The organism is Streptomyces sp. R44 (assembly GCF_041053105.1).
In the GTDB taxonomy this organism is placed as follows: domain Bacteria; phylum Actinomycetota; class Actinomycetes; order Streptomycetales; family Streptomycetaceae; genus Streptomyces.
Map to the genome: position 1 here is coordinate 1,345,757 of NZ_CP163444.1, position 20,949 is coordinate 1,366,705.

Annotated in this window: 15 protein-coding genes and 1 pseudogene; 10 read left to right on the forward strand and 6 right to left on the reverse strand. The window is 73.0% G+C overall.

Features of this window, described 5'->3' with window-relative positions; translation table 11 throughout:
• The first annotated feature begins 12 nt into the window (after positions 1-12).
• On the forward strand, positions 13-2,937 hold the full coding sequence (locus tag AB5J54_RS06160) for an FAD-binding and (Fe-S)-binding domain-containing protein (RefSeq protein WP_369142879.1): 2,925 nt from the start codon (positions 13-15) through the stop codon (positions 2,935-2,937).
• Between the two features lie 143 nt (positions 2,938-3,080).
• On the forward strand, positions 3,081-4,484 hold the full coding sequence (locus tag AB5J54_RS06165; RefSeq protein WP_369142880.1) for a Gfo/Idh/MocA family protein: 1,404 nt from the start codon (positions 3,081-3,083) through the stop codon (positions 4,482-4,484).
• A 54-nt stretch (positions 4,485-4,538) separates the two neighbouring features.
• Here AB5J54_RS06165 and AB5J54_RS06170 read toward each other — a convergent pair whose 3' ends face one another.
• Positions 4,539-6,152 carry a peptide-N4-asparagine amidase gene (locus AB5J54_RS06170; RefSeq protein WP_369142881.1) on the reverse strand — a complete coding sequence of 538 codons (1,614 nt, stop codon included), beginning with the start codon at positions 6,150-6,152 and terminating at the stop codon, positions 4,539-4,541.
• A 204-nt stretch (positions 6,153-6,356) separates the two neighbouring features.
• Here AB5J54_RS06170 and AB5J54_RS06175 point away from each other — a divergent pair, with 204 nt between their 5' ends.
• Complete coding sequence (locus tag AB5J54_RS06175; RefSeq protein WP_369142882.1) at positions 6,357-8,162, forward strand: ABC transporter transmembrane domain-containing protein; 1,806 nt, start codon at positions 6,357-6,359, stop codon at positions 8,160-8,162.
• Positions 8,159-9,940 carry an ABC transporter ATP-binding protein gene (locus AB5J54_RS06180; protein ID WP_369142883.1) on the forward strand — a complete coding sequence of 594 codons (1,782 nt, stop codon included), beginning with the start codon at positions 8,159-8,161 and terminating at the stop codon, positions 9,938-9,940. Before AB5J54_RS06175 ends, AB5J54_RS06180 begins: the two co-directional genes overlap by 4 nt.
• A gap of 220 nt (positions 9,941-10,160) precedes the next feature.
• Here AB5J54_RS06180 and AB5J54_RS06185 read toward each other — a convergent pair whose 3' ends face one another.
• A complete protein-coding gene (locus AB5J54_RS06185) occupies positions 10,161-10,868 on the reverse strand; it encodes an NAD(P)-dependent oxidoreductase (RefSeq protein WP_369142884.1) in 708 nt (235 codons plus the stop codon).
• A gap of 112 nt (positions 10,869-10,980) precedes the next feature.
• On the opposite strand from AB5J54_RS06185, the gene AB5J54_RS06190 reads away from it, so the two are divergent.
• Complete coding sequence (locus AB5J54_RS06190) at positions 10,981-11,718, forward strand: TetR/AcrR family transcriptional regulator (RefSeq protein WP_369142885.1); 738 nt, start codon at positions 10,981-10,983, stop codon at positions 11,716-11,718.
• Positions 11,719-11,730: 12 nt separating this feature from the next.
• On the opposite strand, the pseudogene AB5J54_RS06195 reads toward AB5J54_RS06190, so the two are convergent.
• Positions 11,731-12,507: pseudogene (locus AB5J54_RS06195) on the reverse strand (metal-dependent hydrolase); the annotation flags it as partial.
• An 86-nt stretch (positions 12,508-12,593) separates the two neighbouring features.
• Between AB5J54_RS06195 and AB5J54_RS06200 the strand changes: the two are divergent.
• The gene (locus AB5J54_RS06200) at positions 12,594-15,152 is read left to right on the forward strand and encodes a DEAD/DEAH box helicase (RefSeq protein WP_369142886.1); all 2,559 of its coding nucleotides are present in this window, start codon (positions 12,594-12,596) and stop codon (positions 15,150-15,152) included.
• 12 nt (positions 15,153-15,164) lie between these two features.
• Complete coding sequence (locus AB5J54_RS06205) at positions 15,165-16,028, forward strand: acyl-CoA thioesterase (protein ID WP_369142887.1); 864 nt, start codon at positions 15,165-15,167, stop codon at positions 16,026-16,028.
• A 12-nt stretch (positions 16,029-16,040) separates the two neighbouring features.
• Here the strand turns inward: AB5J54_RS06205 and AB5J54_RS06210 are convergent, their stop codons facing one another.
• Both AB5J54_RS06210 and AB5J54_RS06215 read right to left on the reverse strand, forming a co-directional pair.
• Positions 16,041-17,111: an RNA ligase (ATP) gene (locus AB5J54_RS06210; protein ID WP_369142888.1), complete on the reverse strand. Its 1,071-nt coding sequence runs from the start codon at positions 17,109-17,111 to the stop codon at positions 16,041-16,043.
• A 135-nt stretch (positions 17,112-17,246) separates the two neighbouring features.
• Positions 17,247-17,477, reverse strand: a complete 231-nt coding sequence (locus AB5J54_RS06215) for a DUF6011 domain-containing protein (protein ID WP_369142889.1) — start codon at positions 17,475-17,477, stop codon at positions 17,247-17,249.
• Positions 17,478-17,513: 36 nt separating this feature from the next.
• On the opposite strand from AB5J54_RS06215, the gene AB5J54_RS06220 reads away from it, so the two are divergent.
• The gene (locus AB5J54_RS06220; RefSeq protein ID WP_369142890.1) at positions 17,514-17,996 is read left to right on the forward strand and encodes a glutathione peroxidase; all 483 of its coding nucleotides are present in this window, start codon (positions 17,514-17,516) and stop codon (positions 17,994-17,996) included.
• A complete protein-coding gene (locus AB5J54_RS06225) occupies positions 17,989-18,756 on the forward strand; it encodes a putative protein N(5)-glutamine methyltransferase (RefSeq protein WP_369142891.1) in 768 nt (255 codons plus the stop codon). Before AB5J54_RS06220 ends, AB5J54_RS06225 begins: the two co-directional genes overlap by 8 nt.
• A 44-nt stretch (positions 18,757-18,800) precedes the next feature.
• Here AB5J54_RS06225 and AB5J54_RS06230 read toward each other — a convergent pair whose 3' ends face one another.
• Positions 18,801-20,174: a cytochrome P450 gene (locus tag AB5J54_RS06230; protein WP_369142892.1), complete on the reverse strand. Its 1,374-nt coding sequence runs from the start codon at positions 20,172-20,174 to the stop codon at positions 18,801-18,803.
• A gap of 165 nt (positions 20,175-20,339) precedes the next feature.
• On the opposite strand from AB5J54_RS06230, the gene AB5J54_RS06235 reads away from it, so the two are divergent.
• On the forward strand, positions 20,340-20,807 hold the full coding sequence (locus tag AB5J54_RS06235; RefSeq protein ID WP_369142893.1) for a VOC family protein: 468 nt from the start codon (positions 20,340-20,342) through the stop codon (positions 20,805-20,807).
• The last annotated feature ends 142 nt before the right edge of the window (positions 20,808-20,949 follow it).

The window sequence follows — 20,949 nt, forward strand, 5'->3', positions numbered from 1 at the left end:
GGGAGCCGTGACATGCCGCTGCTCGAACCCGACCCGCGGGCACTCCGTCCCGGCACGAAGCGGACCCCCGCCCCCGACCGCGTGCCGGAGCTCCAGGCCCGGGGCACGCCGCGGCGGCTGCGCGAGGAGCTCACGGAGCTCCTCGGGCCCGGGAAGGTCCTGTCGAAGATCTCCGACCTGGTGCGCTACGCCTCGGACGCGAGCCCGTACCGCTTCGTCCCGCAGGTCGTCGTGGTCGCCGAGGACATCGACGACATCTCCACCGTCCTGTCGTACGCCCACGGCAAGGGCCGCGAGGTGGTCTTCCGGGCCGCCGGGACCAGCCTCAACGGGCAGGCGCAGGGCGAGGACATCCTCGTCGACGTGCGCCGCCACTGGGTGGGCGTCGAGGTCCTGGACGGCGGCGCCCGGGCCCGGATCCGGCCCGGCACCACGGTGGTGCGGGCCAATGCCGCGCTCGCCCCGCACGGGCGGGTCCTGGGGCCCGATCCGGCCAGCGCGGTCGCCTGCACGATCGGCGGGGTCGTCGCCAACAACGCCTCGGGCATGACGGCCGGCACCACGAGGAACTCCTACCGGACCGTCGCCTCCCTCACCGTCGTCCTGCCGAGCGGGACCGTGGTCGACACGGCGGACCCGGACGCCGACGAGGAGCTGGCCCGCGCCGAGCCGAGGCTGTGCGCGGAGCTGATGGCGCTGAAGGCGGAGATCGAGGCGGACGCCGAGCTGACCGCGCGGATCCGCGCCAAGCACGCCATCAAGAACACCAACGGCTACCGGCTGGACGCCTTCCTCGACGGCGACACCCCGGTGCGGATCCTGCGGGGTCTGATGGTCGGCTCCGAGGGCACCTTCGGCTTCATCTCCGAGGTCGTCTTCGACACCCTGCCGTTGGACCGCGAGGTGTCGACGGCCCTGCTGTTCTTCCCCTCGCTGCCGGCCGCCGCCGCGGCCGTGCCGCTGTTCAACGGGGCCGGGGCGCTCGCCGTCGAGCTGATGGACGGCAACACGCTGCGGGCCTCGGTGAGCGTGGCGGGCGTGCCCGCCGACTGGGCGGAGCTGCCGAAGGAGACGGCGGCGCTCCTGGTCGAGTTCCGGGCCCCGGACACGGCGGCCCTGGAGGCGTACGAGCGGGCGGCGGCGGGCGTGCTCGACGGGCTCGGCCTGGTCGCCCCGGTGGCGTCCGTGGAGAACGCGTTCACCCGCGACCCCCGGCGGATCTCCGGCTACTGGAAGGCCCGCAAGGCCTTCGTGACGGCGGTCGGCGGCTCCCGCCCCTCCGGTACGACCCTGATCACCGAGGACTTCGCGGTGCCGCCGGAGCGGCTCGCGGAGGCCTGCGAGGCCCTGCTCGGGCTCCAGGCCCGGCACGGCTTCGACGCGGCCGTGGCGGGCCACGCGGCCCACGGCAACCTCCACTTCCTGCTCGCCTTCGACGCGGCCGATCCCGCCGACGTCCAGCGGTACGCGGCCTTCATGGACGAGTTCTGCAAGCTGACCGTGGAGCGCTTCGACGGCTCGCTGAAGGCGGAGCACGCCACCGGACGCAACATCGCGCCCTTCCTGGAGCTGGAGTGGGGGGCGAAGGCGACCGAGCTGATGTGGCGGGTCAAGGAGGCCGTCGACCCGGCGGGTGTGCTCGCCCCGCGGATCGTCCTGGACCGCGACCCGCAGGCCCATCTGCGCGGCCTGAAGACGATTCCGACGGTGGAGCGGATCGCCGACCCGTGCATCGAGTGCGGCTTCTGCGAACCGACCTGCCCCAGCCACGATCTGACGACCACTCCGCGCCAGCGGATCGTGCTGCGCCGGGAGATGATGCGCCAGTCCGACGGCTCCCCCGTCGAGGCCCGGCTCCTGGAGTCGTACGGCTACGACGCGGTGGACACCTGCGCCGGCGACTCCACCTGCAAGCTCGCCTGCCCGGTCGGGATCGACACGGGGGCGCTGATGAAGGACTTCCGGCACGAGCGGCACTCCCCGCGCGAGGAGCGGATCGCCGCCCTGGCCGCCAGGAACTTCCGCGCGGTGGAGGCCTCCGCCCGGCTCGCGGTGGCCGCCGCGGACCGGATCGGCGACCGGGTCCTGGCATCGGTGACCGGTCTCGCGCGCAGGGCCGTCCGTCCCGACCTCGTGCCGGAGTGGCTGCCGGAGATCCCGGGCGCGGCGGCGCGGCGGCTGCCCCGCACCCACCGTCCGGCGGCCGTCGCCGTCTACTACCCGGCCTGTGTGAACCGCATCTTCGGCAACCCGGAGGGGGAGCCGGGGCCCTCGCTCCCGGAGGCCGTCGTCACGGTGTCCGCGCGGGCCGGGCGGCCGGTGTGGATCCCGGACGACGTGGCCGGAACGTGCTGCGCGACGATCTGGCACTCCAAGGGGTACGAGCGGGGCAACGAGGTGATGGCGAACCGGATCGTCGAGGCCGCCTGGGGCTGGACGGCCGGCGGGAAGCTGCCGCTGGTGGTGGACGCCTCCTCGTGCACCCTGGGGATCGCGGACGAGGTGGTGCCGTACCTGACGGAGGACAACCGGGAGCTGCACGCCGAACTGACCGTGCTCGACTCGCTCGTGTGGGCGGCGGACGAGCTGCTCCCCCGCCTCGACGTGCGGCGCCGCGTCGCGTCGGCCGTGGTCCATCCGACCTGCTCGATGCGGCACCTGGGCGACGAGGAGAGGCTCACCGCGCTCGCCGGGGCCTGCGCGGAGGAGGTCGTCGTCCCGGCCGACGCGGGCTGCTGCGCCTTCGCCGGCGACCGGGGCATGCTGCACCCGGAGCTGACGGCGTCGGCGACGGCCCGCGAGGCGGCCGAGGTCACGGCCCGGCCGTTCGACGCGCACCTCTCGGCCAACCGGATGTGCGAGATCGGGATGGACCGGGCGACGGGCCGGAGCTACGGATCGGTGCTCCTCGCCCTGGAGCGCGCGACCCGGCCCTGACCGTCCGTCAGCGGGACCGGCAGGGCCCCTCACCCCGAGCGGTGAGGGGCCCTTCGTATGTTCGAGTGATCACCGGCGGCCGGTGCTGCTCGACGCGGGAACCGGAACAGTACAGTCCAACCACCCGTCAGCAGGGAGGTTCCATGGACGACCAGACACCGCGCCCCCCGAGCCGTCGCACGGTCCTGAGAACCACCGCGGGCGCGGCCGGGGCCGGGCTCGGCCTCGCCGCCGCGAGCGGGCAGAGCGCCCGGGCCTCCACCCCGGTCACTCCGGAGACCCCCGGGGTGCCGGAGCGCCGGGGCGCCACCATGGCCGGGGTGCCGTTCGAGGGCCGTTCCACCGTCCGGATCGGCATCGTCGGGCTCGGCAACCGCGGCGCGAGCATGATCGGCAACTTCCTCGCTCTCCCCTGGGTCCGGGTGGTCGCCGTCTGCGACCCGGTGCGCGCGAAGGCCGAGCGGGCCGCCGCGACGGTGGTCGCCGCGGGCCGGCCCGCCCCCGCCCTGTACACCCACGGCGAGGACGACTACGAGAACCTCTGCACCCGCACCGACCTCGACTTCGTCTACGTGGCCACGCCCTGGGAGACCCACTTCGCGATCGCCCGGTCGGCGATGCTGGGCGGCAAGCACGTCGGCGTGGAGTGTCCGGTCGCGATGGAGGTCGCCGAGCTGTGGGAGCTGGTCGACCTGTCGGAGCAGACCCGCCGCCACTGCATGCAGCTGGAGAACTGCTGCTACGGGCGGAACGAGATGCGGGTGCTGCGGATGGTGCACGCCGGCAGGTTCGGGGAGCTGCTGCACGGCGCGGGGGCGTACAACCACGACCTGCGCGGCCTGCTGTTCTCACCGACGTACTACGAGGGGCCGTGGCGCCGGCTGTGGCACACGCGGCGGCGCGGGGACCTGTACCCGAACCACGGCTTCGGTCCGGTCGCCAACTACATGGACGTCAACCGGGGCGACCGGGTGGTGAGCATCAGCAGCTTCGGCACCCCGGCGCTCGGTCTCGCCGAGTACCGCGCGGCGCACATGCCGCCCGGCGACCCGAGCTGGAAGGAGACGTACATCGAGAGCGACCGGACGGTCAGCATGGTCAAGACGGCCAAGGGCCGGCTGATCCGCCTCGAACACGACGTCTCCACCCCGCACCCGTACAGCAGGATCAACAGCCTGGGCGGGACGCGCGGGGTCTTCGAGGACTACCCGGCGCGGATCTATCTGGAGCCGGACCACAAGGACGACGTGTGGGGCGACTTCACGGCGTACGCGGCCGAGTTCGACCACTGGCTGTGGAAGGAGCACGCCGACCCGCCGGGCGCCCACGGCGGCATGGACTACCTCATGGTGCACCGCCTGATGCAGTGCCTCCAGCTGGGCCTTCCGCCGGACTTCGACGTGTACGACGCGGCCACCTGGTCGGCTCCCCTGCCGCTCAGCCACGCGTCGATCAAGGCGGACGGCGCGCCGCAGGAGATCCCCGACTTCACGCGCGGCGAGTGGCAGAAGGCCCGCTCGGGCGTGGACTCGGCGAAGCCCGCCTGACCGGGCCGTGCCGCCCCGGCCCCTCGCCGTGGGGGGCCGGGGCGGCCGTGCGTCTCAGCAGCGCCGCAGGTCCTGGGTGACGGTGCCCTGGACGGTGGTCAGGCTCCGGTCGTAGCAGCCGTCGGAGCCGTACAGGCGGTAGCGCTCGGTGCTGGTGCCGACCGCGTGCCGCTGGTCGCGCGGGACGCCGAGGGTGAAGGAGGCGTCGCCGGTGTACGTGTCGTCCAGACGGGACCAGGACAGCCGCCTGCCGTCGCGGACGACGTCGACGGCGGCGCGGTCGCCGACGGTGAGGACGGTCCGCAGGCGGTTCCCGCCGTCCACCGAGATCTCGCCGTCCATGGTGTACGTGCGCCGGGTGCGGGTCGCGGTCCGGCCGACGGTCACGGTCTCGTCGTCGGTCCAGCGGGCGGCGAGCGCGTCCGGGTTCTCGTCGGCGCCCCAGCTGTGCGTGGAGCGGTGGTCGACGGTACGGGTGACGGTGGTGGCGACCCGGCCGTGCGAGGTGTTCAGATGCCCGGCGACGGTGAGCGTGTCACCGCCCGTGGTCTCCAGGACGTCGGGTGAACCGGCCGTGTACACGGCGGAGTTGCGGGGGGTGCCGAACTCGTGCCGGTCCAGGCCGCCGGTGACGACCTCGCTGCCCTCGTCCTGCCAGAGGAGGACGTTGGTGGGGATGCTCCAGCCGGACTGGCCCGCGGGGACGCCGGCGACGGAGACCTCGACGCGATGGGCCGCGCCGTCGTTGAGCCGCGCCGCGAACGGCGTGAGGTCGTAGACGATCGGCTGCACGTCGAAGGCGCGCGGCGCGGGCGTCACGTACCAGAGGAAGGGGTTGGACCAGCCGCCGGTCCAGACGTGCGGGAAGGGGGCCGCGATGCCGGCGAGCTTCCCGTCGACGGAGATCCGCACCTCCCGGTAGGGCCCGTCGGTGGCCTTGCAGGAGTAGGGGGCCGCGTCCGGGACGGTGAGGTACCAGAACTCCTCGCAGCCGCCGCCGGATCCGGTGGCGTACACCTCGGCGAGGACCCGTTCGGTGTTGCGCGGGGTGGTGAGGGTGGCGCCGGTCAGCGGGACGACGCGGTCGGGGGTGCCGGCGGCGGGCTTCACCCCGCCTTCGGCGGTGTGGAAGGTGAGGGTGACGCGGACGTCGATGACCCCGGTGTACGTCTCGTTCACGACGTTGCCGATGAGCATCTCGACGGGCTGCGGGCGGCTGAGGGTGTCGCGGTAGCGGGTGACGTCCTTCTCGACGGACCAGGTGATCCCGTCGGGCGAGGGCTCGGGGGTGGAGGTGCGGAGCAGCTCGACGCCGCCGAGGGTGAGGTAGCCCAGACGGTCGTACTGGCGGCCCTTGACCTGTCCGTCGAGGCGCAGGACGACCTTGTTCCAGCGCTTGCCCGTGCCGCACTCCTTCGGCGGGGTGTAGCTCCCCTTGTACGGGGTGAAGTCGCGGAACCGGGCGGCGGCGAGGGTGACTTCGCAGCTGCGGGTTCCGGGGGTGTCGACGGGCGGGGCGGCGGTGACCGGGTCGTGCCAGTCGGTGGTGAACTCGGCGGGCGGCGTCGGGCCGTTCGGACCGTCGGCGGCGGCCGGGTGGGCGGTGAACAGCGCTCCGGCGGCGAGCACCAGAGCGCCGATCACGCTCGTGATCTTGAGTGATCTCATGGGCCGGAAGTGAAGCGCGCCCGTGCCGCGCGGTCCAGAGGACGATGAGCGGACATGGCGCGATCTGTTCCCTCATGGGGAAATTCGATTGCCGCTCCCCGGGGAAGAAGCGAACCTTGCACGGTTTCCCCATCGTGGTCGCACACCGCCCGGCACACCACCGGCACGCGATCCCCCAGACGGACCCGGAGATCCTGGGCAGCCATGCAGATTCGAGATCTTCCCTTCGCCGACCCAGGGGTCCCCGACGTCCGCTCGGGCACCCGGTTCCTCCTCTGGCTCGGCCGACAACAGCTCGGCGGGCAGGTGAAGTCCCTGCTCTGGGGGCTGCTGCACCATCTGGGCATCGCCGGTCTGCCGCTCGGCGTCGGCCTCGCCGTCCAGGCGGTCGTGGACCGCGACGGCGGACGGCTCGCGCTCGCCGGGGTGCTGCTCCTGGCCCTCGGGGCGGCGATCGCGGCCGGCGACGTGATGCTCCACCGCACCGCCGTCACCAACTGGATCACCGCCGCCGCCCGTGTGCAGCAGCTCCTCTCCCGCAAGACCGCCGAACTGGGCTCCGTCCTGACCCGGCGGGTCGCCGCCGGAGAAGTCGTCGCCGTGTCGACCGGTGACGTCGAGCGGATCGGCTGGTTCGTCGAGGCGCTGTCCCGGTTCGCCGCGGCCGCCCTCACCCTGGTCGTCATCTGCGTCGGCCTCGTCGTCTACCAGCCGGCCCTCGGCGTCGTCGTCGCGGCCGGCATCCCCGTCCTGGCCCTCGCCGTGCTGCCGCTGCTCCCCCGCGCGACCCGCCGGGCGGACGTCCAGCGCGAGAAGGCCGGCAAGGCCACCGAGCTGGCCTCGGACACGGTCGCCGGGCTCCGGGTGCTGCGCGGCATCGGCGGCGAGGAGCTCTTCCTCGGCCGCTACCGCGCAGCCTCCCAGGAGGTCCGCCGGGCCGCCGTGCACAGCGCGCGGATGTGGGCACTGATCGCCGCCATCCAGGTCGTCCTGCCCGGCCTGCTGCTCATCGCCGTGGTGGCGTACGGGACGCGGCTCGCGCTCGACGGGCGGATCGAGGTCGGCGAACTCGTCACGGTCTACAGCGCGGTGGCCCTGACCCATCACGCGCTGCGGAACTTCGAGGAGATCGCCCAGGCCTTCTCCTTCTCGCGGCCGTCCGCGAAACGGGCCGCCCGCGTCCTCTCGCTGACCCGCACCACGACCACGGTCCCGGAGGCCCGGAAGGTCGGGGCCGGCGGCGCCCTGTACGACCCGCTCACCGGGCTGCGCGCCCCCGCCGGGCTGTTCACGGCCGTGGTCTGCGGCGATCCGGACGTGGCCGGGCGGCTCGCGGACCGGCTCGGCGGCCACCCGACGGAGCCGGCCGACGACCACACCTCGGTCCTCCTCGGCGGGGTGCCGCTCGACGAACTGTCGCTGGAGGACGCCCGTACCGCCGTCCTCGTCCAGGACAAGGAGCCGGTGCTGCTCTCGGGCACCCTCCGCGAGCTGCTCGACGTGCCCACCTCGGGCAAGGTCCGGGCCGAGCACGCGCTCGCCGCCGCCCAGTGCGACGACGTCCTCGACGCGCTCGCGCAGGCCTCCGTCACCACCGGCGGCGACCCGATGCTCACCCGCATCACCGAGCGGGGCCGCTCGCTCTCCGGCGGCCAGCGCCAGCGGCTCGCCCTGGCCCGGTCCCTGTTCGCCGACCCGGAGGTGCTCGTCCTCGACGAGCCGACCTCGGCGGTCGACGCGCACACCGAGGCGGCCGTCGCCACCTGGATCGGGGAACTGCGCAGGAACAGGACCACGGTGGTGCTCACCTCCTCGCCGCTGGTCCTGGACCGCGCCGAGCGGGTCGTGCTGGTCCACGAGGGCCAGGCGGTCGCCATCGGCAGCCACCGCGCACTGCTCGCCATGGAGCCGCGCTACCGCGCGGTCGTCACCCGCGAGACCGACGAGGAGCTCGCCACCGCGTCCCGGGGCGCGGGCGAACTCGAAGCACTGGAAGGGGAATCGGCATGATCGGCCTGGCGCCGCCGGAGTACGACCCGGCGGCCCCGAAGACGGCGACGACGCTGCCCGTCGCCGGGACGGCCACCGTCCGCGACTACGTCCGCGAGCTGCTGCGCCGGCACCGCCGGGCGTTCGCGCTGCTCATCGGGGTGAACGCGGTCGCCGTGATCGCCTCGATGGCCGGCCCGTACCTGCTCGGTTCGGTGGTGGACGGCCTCGCGGACGGGGCCCGTGACCTCCCTCTGCAGCGTACGGTCGCGCTGTTCGCGCTCGCGCTGCTCGTCCAGACCGTGTTCGTACGGCTCGTCCGGCTGCGCGGGGCGATGCTCGGCGAGGAGATGCTCGCGGATCTCCGCGAGGACTTCCTCGTCCGCGCGGTCCGCCTGCCGCCCGGCGTGCTCGAACGGGCCGGGACGGGCGATCTGCTCTCCCGGATCACCACGGACATCGACCGGCTGGCCAACGCGATGCGCCAGGCCGTCCCCCAACTGGCCATCGGGGTCGTCTGGGCGGGGCTGCTGCTCGGCGGCCTCGCCGTGACCGCGCCGCCGCTCGCGCTCGCCGCGCTGCTCGCGGCGCCGGTCCTGATCGTGGGCTGCCGGTGGTACTTCAAGCGGGCGCCGTCCGCGTACCGCTCGGAGTCCGCGGGGTACGCGGCGGTGGCCGCCGCGCTCGCCGAGACGGTCGACGCGGGCCGCACGGTCGAGGCGCACCGCCTCGGCAAGCGGCGCATCGCGCTGTCGGACCGGCGGATCTCGGAGTGGGTGGCCTGGGAGCGGTACACGCTCTTCCTGCGCTCGGTGCTCTTCCCCGTCATCAACCTGACGCACACGACGGTGCTGTGCGCGGTCCTGCTGCTCGGCGGGGTGTTCGTGCTCCAGGGCTGGATCGACGTGGGGCAGCTGACGACGGGCGCGCTCCTCGCGCAGATGCTGGTGGACCCGATCGGGATCGTGCTGCGCTGGTACGACGAACTCCAGGTCGCGCAGGTGTCGCTGGCCCGGCTCGTCGGCGTCCGGGAGATCGAGCCGGACGCGGGCGACCGGGAGGTGCGGCCCGAGGGCCGGGCGATGGAGGCGGACGAGGTCCGGTTCGGCTACCGCGAGGGCGTCGACGTGCTGCACGAGGTGTCCCTGAAGCTGGCGCCCGGCACCCGGCTCGCCCTGGTCGGGCCGTCGGGCGCGGGCAAGTCCACCCTGGGCCGGCTGCTCGCGGGGATCTACGCCCCGAGGGCGGGCTCGGTCACCCTCGGCGCCGCCGAGCTGGCCAGGATGCCCGCGGAGCGGGTCCGCGAGCACGTGGCCCTGGTCAACCAGGAGCACCACGTCTTCGTGGGCTCCCTCCGCGACAATCTGCTCCTGGCCGAGCCGGGGGCCACGGACGCGGACCTGTGGGCGGCGCTCGCGGCGGTGGACGCGGAGGGCTGGGCCCGGGCCCTCGACGAGGGCCTGGGCACGGAGGTCGGCTCGGGCGGCCGCTCGGTCACCCCGGCGCAGGCCCAGCAGATCGCGCTCGCCCGGCTCGTCCTCGCGGACCCGCACACCCTGGTCCTCGACGAGGCGACCTCGCTGCTCGACCCGCGCGCGGCCCGGCACCTGGAGCGCTCGCTCGGCCGGGTCCTGGACGGCCGGACCGTCGTGGCGATCGCGCACCGGCTGCACACCGCGCACGACGCCGACCTGATCGCGGTGGTCGAGGCGGGCCGGATCAGCGAGCTCGGCAGCCACGAGGAGCTGGTCGCGGCCGACGGCGCGTACGCGGCGCTGTGGCGGTCCTGGCACGGCTGACCCCGCGCGCCGCACACCGGACCCGGGCCGGGCCGTCGCACGACGGCCCGGCTCGGCGGGGTTCGGTGACCGGTCGTGAGGCGCACCCGGCCCGGCGGGGTTCGGTGCCCGGTCGTGAGGCGCACCCGGCCCGGCGGGGTTCGGTGGCCGGCCGTGAGGCGCACCCCGCCCGGCGGCGCGCTCAGAAGTCGGCCGTGACGCGCACCCGGTCCGGCCGCGCTCAGTAGCCGATCGTGAAGCGGCGCTGGACGAAGCGGGGCAGCTCCGCCTCGTCCACGAGGGCCACGGCCGCGTCCTCCGCCGAGACGCGGCTGCGGCCCTCGGCGTCCCGGACCGGCTGGTCCTCGCCGATGCGGAAGCGACCGGTGCGCTCGCCGGGCGCGATGTCCTCGGCGGGGCTGAAGTAGGTCCACCGGCGGTTCGAGGTGCGCAGCACGTTCAGGGCGTCGCGGTGGCCGCGTACCGCCGCCGCGTACTCCCGGGGCAGGCCGACGGCGTCGAGGGTCTCGTGGAGGCGCTCCTCCGCGTCGGCGAGCACCACTCCGGGCTCGACCTCCAGGCTGCCCGCGCCGCCGATCACGATGAGCCGGGTCCTGGGGTGGCTCTCCAGGGCCTTGAGCAGGGCCCGTGCCGCCTCGGCGTAGACGCCGGAGTCGGCGATGGAACGCTTCACGGTGTCCGTGAGGTCCCGGGCGGCGTTCCCGGGCTGGAAGGCGCTGACGAGCACGTCGAGTCCGGGCAGGACGGCGGCGATGCCGTCCGCGTCGCACACGTCGAGGCTCGCCCAGGTGATGTTCTCGCGGGTCTCCCCCGCCGCCGCGTCCGTGGCGTCGCGGCTGAAGGCGCTGATGTGGTGCCCGCGCTCCAGGGCTTCCGCGACGACGCGGCTGCCGATGGTTCCGGTGGCTCCGATGACTCCGATGTGCATGGCTCTCCCCTGTGGTCGCATCACTGGCGTGACGCCGTGAGAAAACTATACGCCGTGAAGTTCACGGCGTGCAGTTTCCATACACCCCTCACGAAAGCGGTAGGCTGCCCGGATGACCGGGACTTCAGAAGCACCGAAGGGCACGGCTCCGGCCGGGCGGGGACGCCGTCAGCGGCTCCGGGCCGAGACCACCGCCGAGATCAAGGACACGGCGCTGCGCCTGATGGCCTCGGGCGGTCCCGACGCCATCACCCTGCGGGCCATCGCCCGCGAGATGGGCATGACGGCCAACGCGATCTACGGCTACTTCGCCACGCGCGACGACCTGGTCACCGCGCTCATCGACGACGTGTACTCCGCGCTCGCCGACTCCGTCGAGGCGGCCTGGGCCCAGACCCCCGCCGAGGACCCGGCCGCCCGGATCCTGGCCTGGGCCCGCGCCTTCCGCACCTGGGCCCTGACGAACCCCGAGGGCTTCCGGCTCGTCTACGGCGACCCCGTGCCCGGCTACCGCGCCCCCGAGGCGGGTCCCGCGCCGGACGCGGCCCGCCGGGTGTGCACCGGGCTCGCCGGCCTCGCGGCGGCGGCCTGGCCGCACGCCGAACCCCTGTACCGGGACAGCGCGTTCACCTGGTCCGACTTCGACGCCGGACTCCTCGACAAGGTCCGTCCGGCCTTCCCCGAGCTGCCGCCCGCCGGCGTCGCCCTGGCACTGCGGCTCTGGGGGCACCTGCACGGACTCGTGGCCCTGGAGGTGTACGGCCACCTCGGCCGCCAGACGGCCAGCCCGGACAAGCTCTTCCAGGAGGAGCTGGCCCGGCTGGTGACGAGCCTCGGGGTCCCGGCCTAGAGGAATCCGAGCGGCCGAGGCTCCGCCGACGCCGCCGAGGAGCATGAAGGCGGGCATCAGGACCTTGAGCTCGACCCAGCTGCCGGCCCGGAAGCGCATGCCCTTGGGCGGGCCGAGCGGGTACCAGCGCTTGCGGCCCACGGGGATGGGCCACAGGATCGGGCAGCCCGAGACGGTCAGTGCGTCACCGATGTCGTGCACGAGGGCGCCGAGGACGATCGGCAGGCCGAGCCACAGGTACTCCTGGCCGGGGCCTGTGAAGAACCAGTCCGAGCCGTTGCCGGGCTTGTCGAGGACGCCCGCGAGGATCCAGGCGCTGGTGGCGCCGAGCAGCCAGACCAGGACGTCGCTGGACATCCGGGCGGCCCGCCACAGCAGGCCTTCCACGGCGAGGACCAGATGCACGAAGAGGATCGCGAGGACGGCCCAGCGGCCGCCGGTGACCGCCGCGACGGAGGCCCCGGCGCCGATCAGGACCGCCCAGAGCCAGGTGTGGGTGAGGGTCCGGTGTCCGCCGGACCTGCGGGGGTCCGAGGAGGAGCGGGTGGCCTTGTAGACGGCGTACGACAGCTTGTCGACGATCTCGCAGAGGCCCCGGGAGACCGGTCCGAAGGCGCGGGAGATGGTCGCCGACTTGTGGTCGAGGTCGGGCGCGAGGGCCGCGCCCGCGCAGATGAGCGCGCCGACGACGAGAACCGGCCAGGGCATCGGGTGGTCGGAGGCGGCCGCGGCCGCTCCGACCCCGAGCCATGCCGCCGCTCCGGACAGCGAATGCGCCGGTCCCATCATGGTTGGTGCGCCCCGTTTCTCCCCTGCCGGCGCCGAGTTGACGGCCGGTCGACGGACGAGCCTATCGTCCGTGATCAAGACCGCCGATGGCCGGTTCCCTCATCCGAGCGGAATGCGGGCAAGATGGGGGCGTGACCCTTATCGATCAGCTGCCGCCGACCGCCGACCCCGACGCCCTCTTCGAGGCCTTCTCCTCCTGGGCCGAGGACCGGGGCATCACGCTCTACCCGGCCCAGGAAGAGGCACTGATCGAGGTCGTCTCCGGGGCCAACGTGATCTTGTCCACACCCACCGGATCGGGAAAGTCGCTGGTCGCGGCGGGTGCGCACTTCACCGCGCTCGCCAATGACCAGGTGACCTTCTACACGGCGCCGATCAAGGCGCTGGTGTCGGAGAAGTTCTTCGACCTGTGCAAGCTCTTCGGCACCGAGAACGTCGGCATGCTGACCGGCGACGCCTCCGTGAACGCGGACGCCCCGGTGATCTGCTGCACGGCCGAGGTGCTCGCCTCGATCGCGCTGCGCGACGGCAAGTACGCCGACATCGGCCAGGTCGTCATGGACGAGTTCCACTTCTACGCCGAGCAGGACCGCGGCTGGGCCTGGCAGATCCCGCTGCTCGAACTCCCCCAGGCGCAGTTCGTCCTCATGTCGGCGACGCTCGGCGACGTGTCGATGTTCGAGAAGGACCTGACCCGGCGCACCGGGCGGCCGACCTCCGTGGTCCGCTCGGCGACCCGGCCCGTGCCGCTGTCGTACGAGTACCGGCTCACGCCCATCACGGACACCCTGACCGAGCTCCTGGAGACCAAGCAGGCGCCCGTCTACATCGTGCACTTCACGCAGGCGCAGGCCGTCGAGCGCGCGCAGTCGCTGATGAGCATCAACATGTGCACGCGCGAGGAGAAGGACCAGATCGCCGAGCTCATCGGCAACTTCCGGTTCACCACCAAGTTCGGCCAGAACCTCTCGCGGTACGTCCGGCACGGCATCGGAGTGCACCACGCGGGCATGCTGCCGAAGTACCGGCGGCTGGTGGAGAAGCTCGCCCAGGCGGGTCTCCTGAAGGTGATCTGCGGGACGGACACCCTTGGCGTCGGCGTGAACGTGCCGATCCGCACGGTGCTCTTCACGGCCCTCACCAAGTACGACGGCAACCGGGTGCGGACCCTGCGGGCCCGGGAGTTCCACCAGATCGCGGGCCGGGCCGGCCGCGCCGGCTTCGACACCGCCGGCTTCGTGGTGGCCCAGGCCCCCGAGCACGTCATCGAGAACGAGAAGGCGCTCGCGAAGGCCGGCGACGACCCGAAGAAGCGCCGCAAGGTGGTCCGCAAGAAGGCCCCCGAGGGCTTCGTCGCCTGGAGCGACACCACCTTCGAGAAGCTGATCGACGCCGAGCCGGAGCCGCTGACCTCCCGCTTCAAGGTCACCAACATCATGCTGCTCTCGGTGATCGCCCGTCCCGGCAACGCCTTCGAGGCGATGCGCAAGCTCCTGGAGGACAACCACGAGCCGCGCAAGGCGCAGCTGCGGCACATCCGCCGGGCCATCGCGATCTACCGCTCGCTGCTCGACGGCGGTGTGGTGGAGCAGCTCGACGAGCCGGACGCCGAGGGCCGCACGATCCGGCTGACCGTCGACCTCCAGCAGGACTTCGCGCTCAACCAGCCGCTGTCGACGTTCGCCCTGGCCGCCTTCGACCTGCTCGACCCGGAGTCCCCCTCGTACGCCCTGGACATGGTGTCCGTCGTCGAGTCGACGCTCGACGACCCGCGCCAGATCCTCGCCGCCATGCAGAACAAGGCGCGCGGGGAGGCCGTCGGGCAGATGAAGGCGGACGGCGTCGAGTACGAGGAGCGGATGGAGCGGCTCCAGGACATCTCGTACCCGAAGCCGCTGGAGGAGCTGCTCTGGCACGCGTACAACGTGTACCGGAAGTCGCACCCGTGGGTCGGCGACCACCCGGTGTCGCCTAAGTCGGTCATCCGTGACATGTACGAACGGGCCCTGACGTTCACGGAGTTCACCTCCTGGTACGAGCTGGCCCGGACCGAGGGCATCGTGCTGCGGTACCTGGCGAGCGCGTACAAGGCGCTCGACCACACCATCCCCGACGACCTGAAGACCGAGGACCTGGAGGACCTGATCGCCTGGCTGGGCGAGATGGTGCGCCAGGTGGACTCCTCGCTGCTCGACGAGTGGGAGCAGCTCGCCAACCCGGAGATCCAGACGGCCGAGGAGGCCCAGGAGAAGGCCGACCAGGTCAAGCCGGTCACGGCGAACGCCCGCGCCTTCCGGGTCCTGGTGCGCAACGCGATGTTCCGCCGGGTGGAGCTGGCCGCCCTCGACAACGTCGACGCGCTCGGCGACCTCGACGCGGAGGCCGGCTGGGATGCGGACGCGTGGGGCGAGGCGATGGACGCCTACTGGGACGAGTACGACGACCTCGGTACGGGTCCGGACGCGCGCGGCCCGAAGCTGCTGGCGATCGAGGAGGACGCGGCGCACGGGCTGTGGCGCGTCCGGCAGACCTTCGCCGACCCGAACGGCGACCATGACTGGGGCATCAGCGCGGAGGTGGATCTCGCGGCCTCCGACGAGGAGGGCCGGGCCGTGGTCCGCGTGACGTCCGTCGGACAGCTGTAGAGGAGAACCGGGATGACCAACCCCGCCGAGAGGCTCGTGGACCTGCTCGACCTGGAGCAGATCGAGGTGAACATCTTCCGTGGGCGCAGCCCGCAGGAGTCGCTGCAGCGGGTCTTCGGCGGGCAGGTCGCCGGTCAGGCCCTGGTGGCGGCCGGCCGCACCACGGAGGGCGACCGGCCGGTGCACTCGCTGCACGCCTACTTCCTGCGGCCGGGGCGGCCCGGGGTGCCGATCGTGTACCAGGTGGAACGGGTGCGCGACGGGCGGTCGTTCACGACCCGCCGGGTCACGGCGATCCAGGAGGGTCGGACGATCTTCAACCTGACGGCCTCCTTCCACAAGCCGGAGGAGGGCGCCTTCGAGCATCAGCTGCCGCCGCGGCACCTGACCGACCCGGACAGCCTGCCGAACCTCGCCGACGAGATCCGGCAGCACCTGGGCGCGCTGCCGGAGGCGCTGGAGCGGATGGCCCGCCGACAGCCCTTCGACATCCGGTACGTGGACCGGCTGCGGTGGACGCCGGAGGAGGTCAAGGACGCGGACCCGCGGAGCGCGGTGTGGATGCGGGCGGTGGGCCCGCTGGGCGACGACCCGCTGGTCCACACCTGCGCCCTCACGTACGCCTCGGACATGACGCTCCTGGACGCGGTCCGGATCCCCGTCGAACCCCTCTGGGGCCCGCGGGGCTTCGACATGGCCTCCCTGGACCACGCGATGTGGTTCCACCGGCCGTTCCGGGCGGACGAGTGGTTCCTGTACGACCAGGAGTCCCCGATCGCGACGGGCGGCCGGGGCCTGGCCCGCGGCCGCATCTACGACCGCGAGGGCAGGCTGCTCGTGTCGGTGGTCCAGGAGGGCCTGTTCAGGAAGCTCTGACCACGGCCCGGGTCACTCGAACTCGGTGCCGCCCTTGCGGGTCAGATAGGCCGGGCTGACGGCCTTGGCGATGGCCCGGCCGCCGGTGACCGGGCTGTACCGCTCGGTCGCCGGCCGGATGACGACGCCCTCCCGCAGATGCGTCTCCCTGCCGGAGACGGTCTCGCGGCCGCTCGCGTGCACGAGGACGGTGTCGAGGTCGTACGGCCCGGAGTACAGGCGCGGTACGAGCGGCACCTCACCGGCGTCGGTCACCGCCTCGGGGTCCAGCCACCGCACCTGCCCGTCGATCTCGGCGGACACGTCGAAGAGGGCGTACCCGACGGTCTCGGAGCGGGCGTCGGCGCCGTAGGCGAGGTCCTGCACCCCGGAGCCGTACACCTCGCCGAAGAGCCCCACGCGGCGGGCGCCGAGCCTCTTGGCGAGCCGCTCGGCGACGCCGGCGAGCCCGTGGCCGTGGACGGCGCGCCAGTACAGGTTGCGCGGGTCCTCCTTGAGGGCGAGCCCCTTCGCCCCGAACCCCTTGGAAGTGACCTGGACCCGGCCCTCCTCGGCGTGGAAGGTCAGGAGGCAGGCGGTGCCGTGCAGCTTCTCCGTGAGGACGACCGCCTCGCCGGGCTCGAACACGTCCGGATAGCGCTGCAGGTTCTCGATGTCGACCCAGGGCAGCAGCTCGGGCGCGGGCTCGACCTCCCCGCTCATCGTCGGCGGTATCGGCGGCACCCACTTGGTGATCCCGAGCGTCTCCGCGAAGTCGGCTCCCTCGGCCGCGGCCCGTACCAGGTCGACGTCGGCGAGCGCGGCCGGGCGGCACACGAGCCCCTGCGACAACTCCCCGCGCAGCCGCACCGCCTTCACCCGGTCCGCGTTGCCCCCGGCGAGCCGACCGGTGAGTCCGAGCTCCTCGACGAGCGCGAGGGGCAGCACGGCCTGCTCGGGGATGTAGACGGCGGCATCGCCCGTCTTGTAGATCCCCTTGGCGACGACGGCCCGGTAGAGCCCGACCTGGGCGAGTTCGAGGGCGTCGGCGTTGGGATGCGGATGGACGGTGAGGACTTCGGCGGTGACGCGCAGGGTGGACATGCTCAGGACTCCGGTTGCTCGGGTTTCGGTCTCATCGCGGCCCACCCTGCCGGGCCACGAAACCGCTGGCCCACCGGTTTTGACGGCTGATAGCGTCACGCCCTTCGCCGGGGCGCGGCCTTGGCCAGGGACGCCTCAGCCGGCCGGCGGCGGGTCCAGGCCCGGGAGGGTGTCCTGTGTCACCTCGTGGCGGCGGGTGCGGATGTCCGGGGGCGCGGGGTGGAGCTTGGCGTCGCAGGTGGGGCCCAGGCCGGTGCGGCGGGAGTCCGCGCCGGTCAGGGGGCGGCCGCAGAGGCGGCAGTACACGCGGCGCGGTCCCGGCTCCGGCGTGGAATCGATCGCGATTGCCAGTGGTTCGTCTCCCATGCTGAGATCAAACCCTATTCCGACGAGGAGCAGTCCATGAGCCTGTACGACATTCCGTTGAAGACCCTGACCGGTGAGCCGGTCTCCCTTGCCGACTACCGTGACCGGGCCGTGCTGGTGGTGAACGTCGCCTCCAAGTGCGGGCTCACCCCGCAGTACGCGGGTCTGGAGCGGCTGCAGAAGGCGTACGGGGAGCGCGGCCTCACCGTGCTCGGGGTGCCCTGCAACCAGTTCGCCGGGCAGGAGCCGGGCAGCGCCGAGGAGATCTCGACCTTCTGTTCGGCGACCTACGGGGTGTCCTTCCCGCTCCTGGAGAAGACGGACGTCAACGGCGACGGCCGCCACCCGCTCTACTCGGAGCTCGTGAAGGTCGCCGACGCCGAGGGCGAGGCCGGTGACGTGCAGTGGAACTTCGAGAAGTTCCTGATCGGCCGCGACGGCGGGGTCACCCGCTTCCGTCCGCGCACCGAGCCCGAGGCTCCCGAGGTCGTGGCGGCGATCGAGGCGCAGCTTGTCTGACCTGGGAGTCGTCGAAAGGCTGCGCGCCGCCGGCTGCGTCTTCGCCGAAGAAGAGGCGGAGATGCTCCTCGCGACCGCCGCCGGGCCCGCCGAGCTCGACCTCATGGTCGAGCGGCGGGCCTCCGGCCTGCCTCTGGAGCACGTCCTGGGGTGGGCCGAGTTCGCCGGGCTCCGGATCGAGGTCGACGGCGGGGTCTTCGTGCCCCGGCGGCGTACGGAGTTCCTCGTCGGCCGGGCGGTGGAGCTGGCCCGGCCGGGCGCCGTCTGCGTCGACCTGTGCTGCGGCTCCGGCGCGGCGGGCGCGGTGCTGCTCGCCGAGGTCGAGGGCGCGGAGGTGCACGCCTCGGACATCGAGCCGGCGGCGGTGCGCTGCGCCCGGCGGAACGTCGAGCCGCGCGGCGGCCGCGTGTACGAGGGGGACCTCTTCGCTCCGCTGCCGCGGGAGCTGCGCGGCCGCGTCGGGGTCCTGGTCGCCAATGTGCCGTACGTACCGACCGGCGAGATAGGGCTGCTGCCGCCCGAGGCCCGCGACCACGAGCCGCACGTCACGCTCGACGGCGGCGCGGACGGGCTCGACGTCATGCGGCGGGTCGCCGCCGAGGCGCCGGAGTGGCTGGCGCCGGGCGGGCACCTGCTGGTGGAGACGAGCGAGCGGCAGGCGGAGACGGCCCTCGCGGTGATGTCCGCGGCCGGTCTGACGGCGCGCGTCGTCACCTCCGAGGAGTGGTGGGCGACGGTCGTCGTCGCGACCAGGCTGTAGGGGGAGGACGGGGAGCGGCCCGGGCCGGCCGCTCCCCCGCCCGGTCACGCCGTCCTGGGCACCAGCCGGCAGCGGGCCGGGCCGTGCGTGGTGAGGGTGATCGCGGAGCCCACGGGCACCTCCGTGTCGACGGCCTCGAAGTCGTACTTCTGGAGGATCATCGCCAGTGCGATCACCGACTCCAACATCGAGAAGTGCTGGCCGATGCAGGCCCGGGGGCCGCCGCCGAACGGGAACCAGGCGTACCGGGGCCGGGCCGCCTCCGCCTCGGGCGTGAAGCGGTCCGGGTCGAAGCGCTCCGGGTCCTCCCAGTAGGCGGGGTGCCGGTGGGTGACCCAGGAGGCGACGATGACGTCCGCGCCCGCCGGGATGGTGACGCCGTCGATCACGGTCTCCGCGACGGCGCGGCGGCCGGTGGCCGGGGCGGCGGGGAAGAGGCGCATGGCCTCCTTGAGCACCTGCGTGAGGTAGGGCAGCGCGTCGAGGTCGGCGGCGCCGGGGGTACGGCCGCCGAGGACCCGGTCGACCTCCTCGTGGGTGCGCTTCAGCACCTCCGGGTGGCGGGCGAGGAGGTGGAGGGCGAAGCCGAGGGAGGTGGCGGTGGTCTCGTGCCCGGCGAGCAGGAAGACGAGGACCTGCTCGCGCAGCTCGGTGGCGTCGAAGCTGCCGTCCTCGGCGCTCTCGGCCTCGACGAGGAGGGTGAGGAGGTCGTCGCCCTCGGCGGAGGCCCGGCCGGAGGCGCGCCGCTCGGCGATGATCCGGTCGCAGACCTCGTACAGCGCCTGGTGGACGGCGGCGGCCTTGCGGTTGCCGGGGGTGGGCCAGTGGCGCGGGAACTTGACCGGGGAGTAGCCGCGGCGGAGCACGTAGGCACCGAGTTCGGGGAAGCAGCGCTCGACGATCTCGACGGCCGCGTCCACGTCGGTGCCGAAGAGGATGCGGGCGACCGCGCGCAGGGCGAGGCGGGTCATCTCGTGGAGGACGTCGACGGTCTCCGCGCCGGCGTCCTGCCATTCGCCGAGGAGGGTCGTGACCTCGTCGGCGATGGCCCCCGCGTAGCTGTCGACGCGGCGCTTGGTGAAGAGCGGCTGGACGAGCCGGCGCTGGCGGAGGTAGTCCTCGTCCTGGCTGGTCAGCAGGCCGTTGCCGAACGACTCGCGGATCTCCTGGTAGAAGGCGTTGTCCTTGCGGAAGTTGGCGGACTCTCCGGCGAGGACCTGCTGGGCGCCCTCGGCGGAGAAGACGCCGTAGAAGGTGGCGCCGATTCCGGGCGGGCCCGCGGTCAGCTTCACGACGTCGCCGTGCTCGCTCCGGGCGCGCAGGAAGGTGCCCAGCGAGTCCTTCTTGAGGTCGAGCATGGAGCCGAGGAGCGGGCTTCCCGCGAGCCGGGGCGCTTCGGTTCCGGTGGTGGTGGCCATGATCGGTTCCCCCTTGGTCGTCGCTGGCCCGGTGATTGTCCCTCAGGAAGTGACTCACAGGTAGCCTGGGCCCCGAACAGCGGATCAGTTTCGGCCTGTTGGCGCGAACGGCCCGGCCGTTCGTCCTCCCCGCCGTTGTCAGTGGCGTCTGCGAGGCTCGTTCCCATGGAGCGACCCGAGCTGACACTGCAACTGACCATCGACTGCGCCGACCCCCAGCGCCTGGTGCCCTTCTGGCTGGACGCCCTGCGGTACATCCCGGACCCGCCGCCCGCCGGTCATGCCACCTGGCGGGCGTACTGGGAGGCGATCGGCGTGCCGGAGGACGAGCTGGGTGAGGACGCCGGGGAGCTCCCGGAGTCCATCGTCGACCCGAAGGGTGTGGGCCCCCGGGTCTGGTTCCAGCAGGTCCCGGAGCCGAAGACCGTCAAGAACCGCGTCCACCTGGACCTGAAGGTCGGCGGCGGCCGCGAGGTGCCCCTGGCGGTCCGGCGCGAGCGCGTGGACGGCGAGGTGGCCCGGCTGACGGCGCTCGGCGCGACCGTGCTCTACGCGATGGACGAGCCGCACGGCATGGACTACTACGCGGTGGTCCTCCAGGACCCGGAGGGCAACGAGTTCTGCATCGTGTGAGGGCGGGCGCGGGGCGACGCCCCGTCCCGGCCGCTTCCCGGGACGTCCCACGCCTCTTCGGGCCTTGGACGGGCGGTGTCCCCGGGCGAGACTTCCGGCCGCCAGGGGGCTGATTTTCGGCCTCGAAGAGCGAAAGGGAACA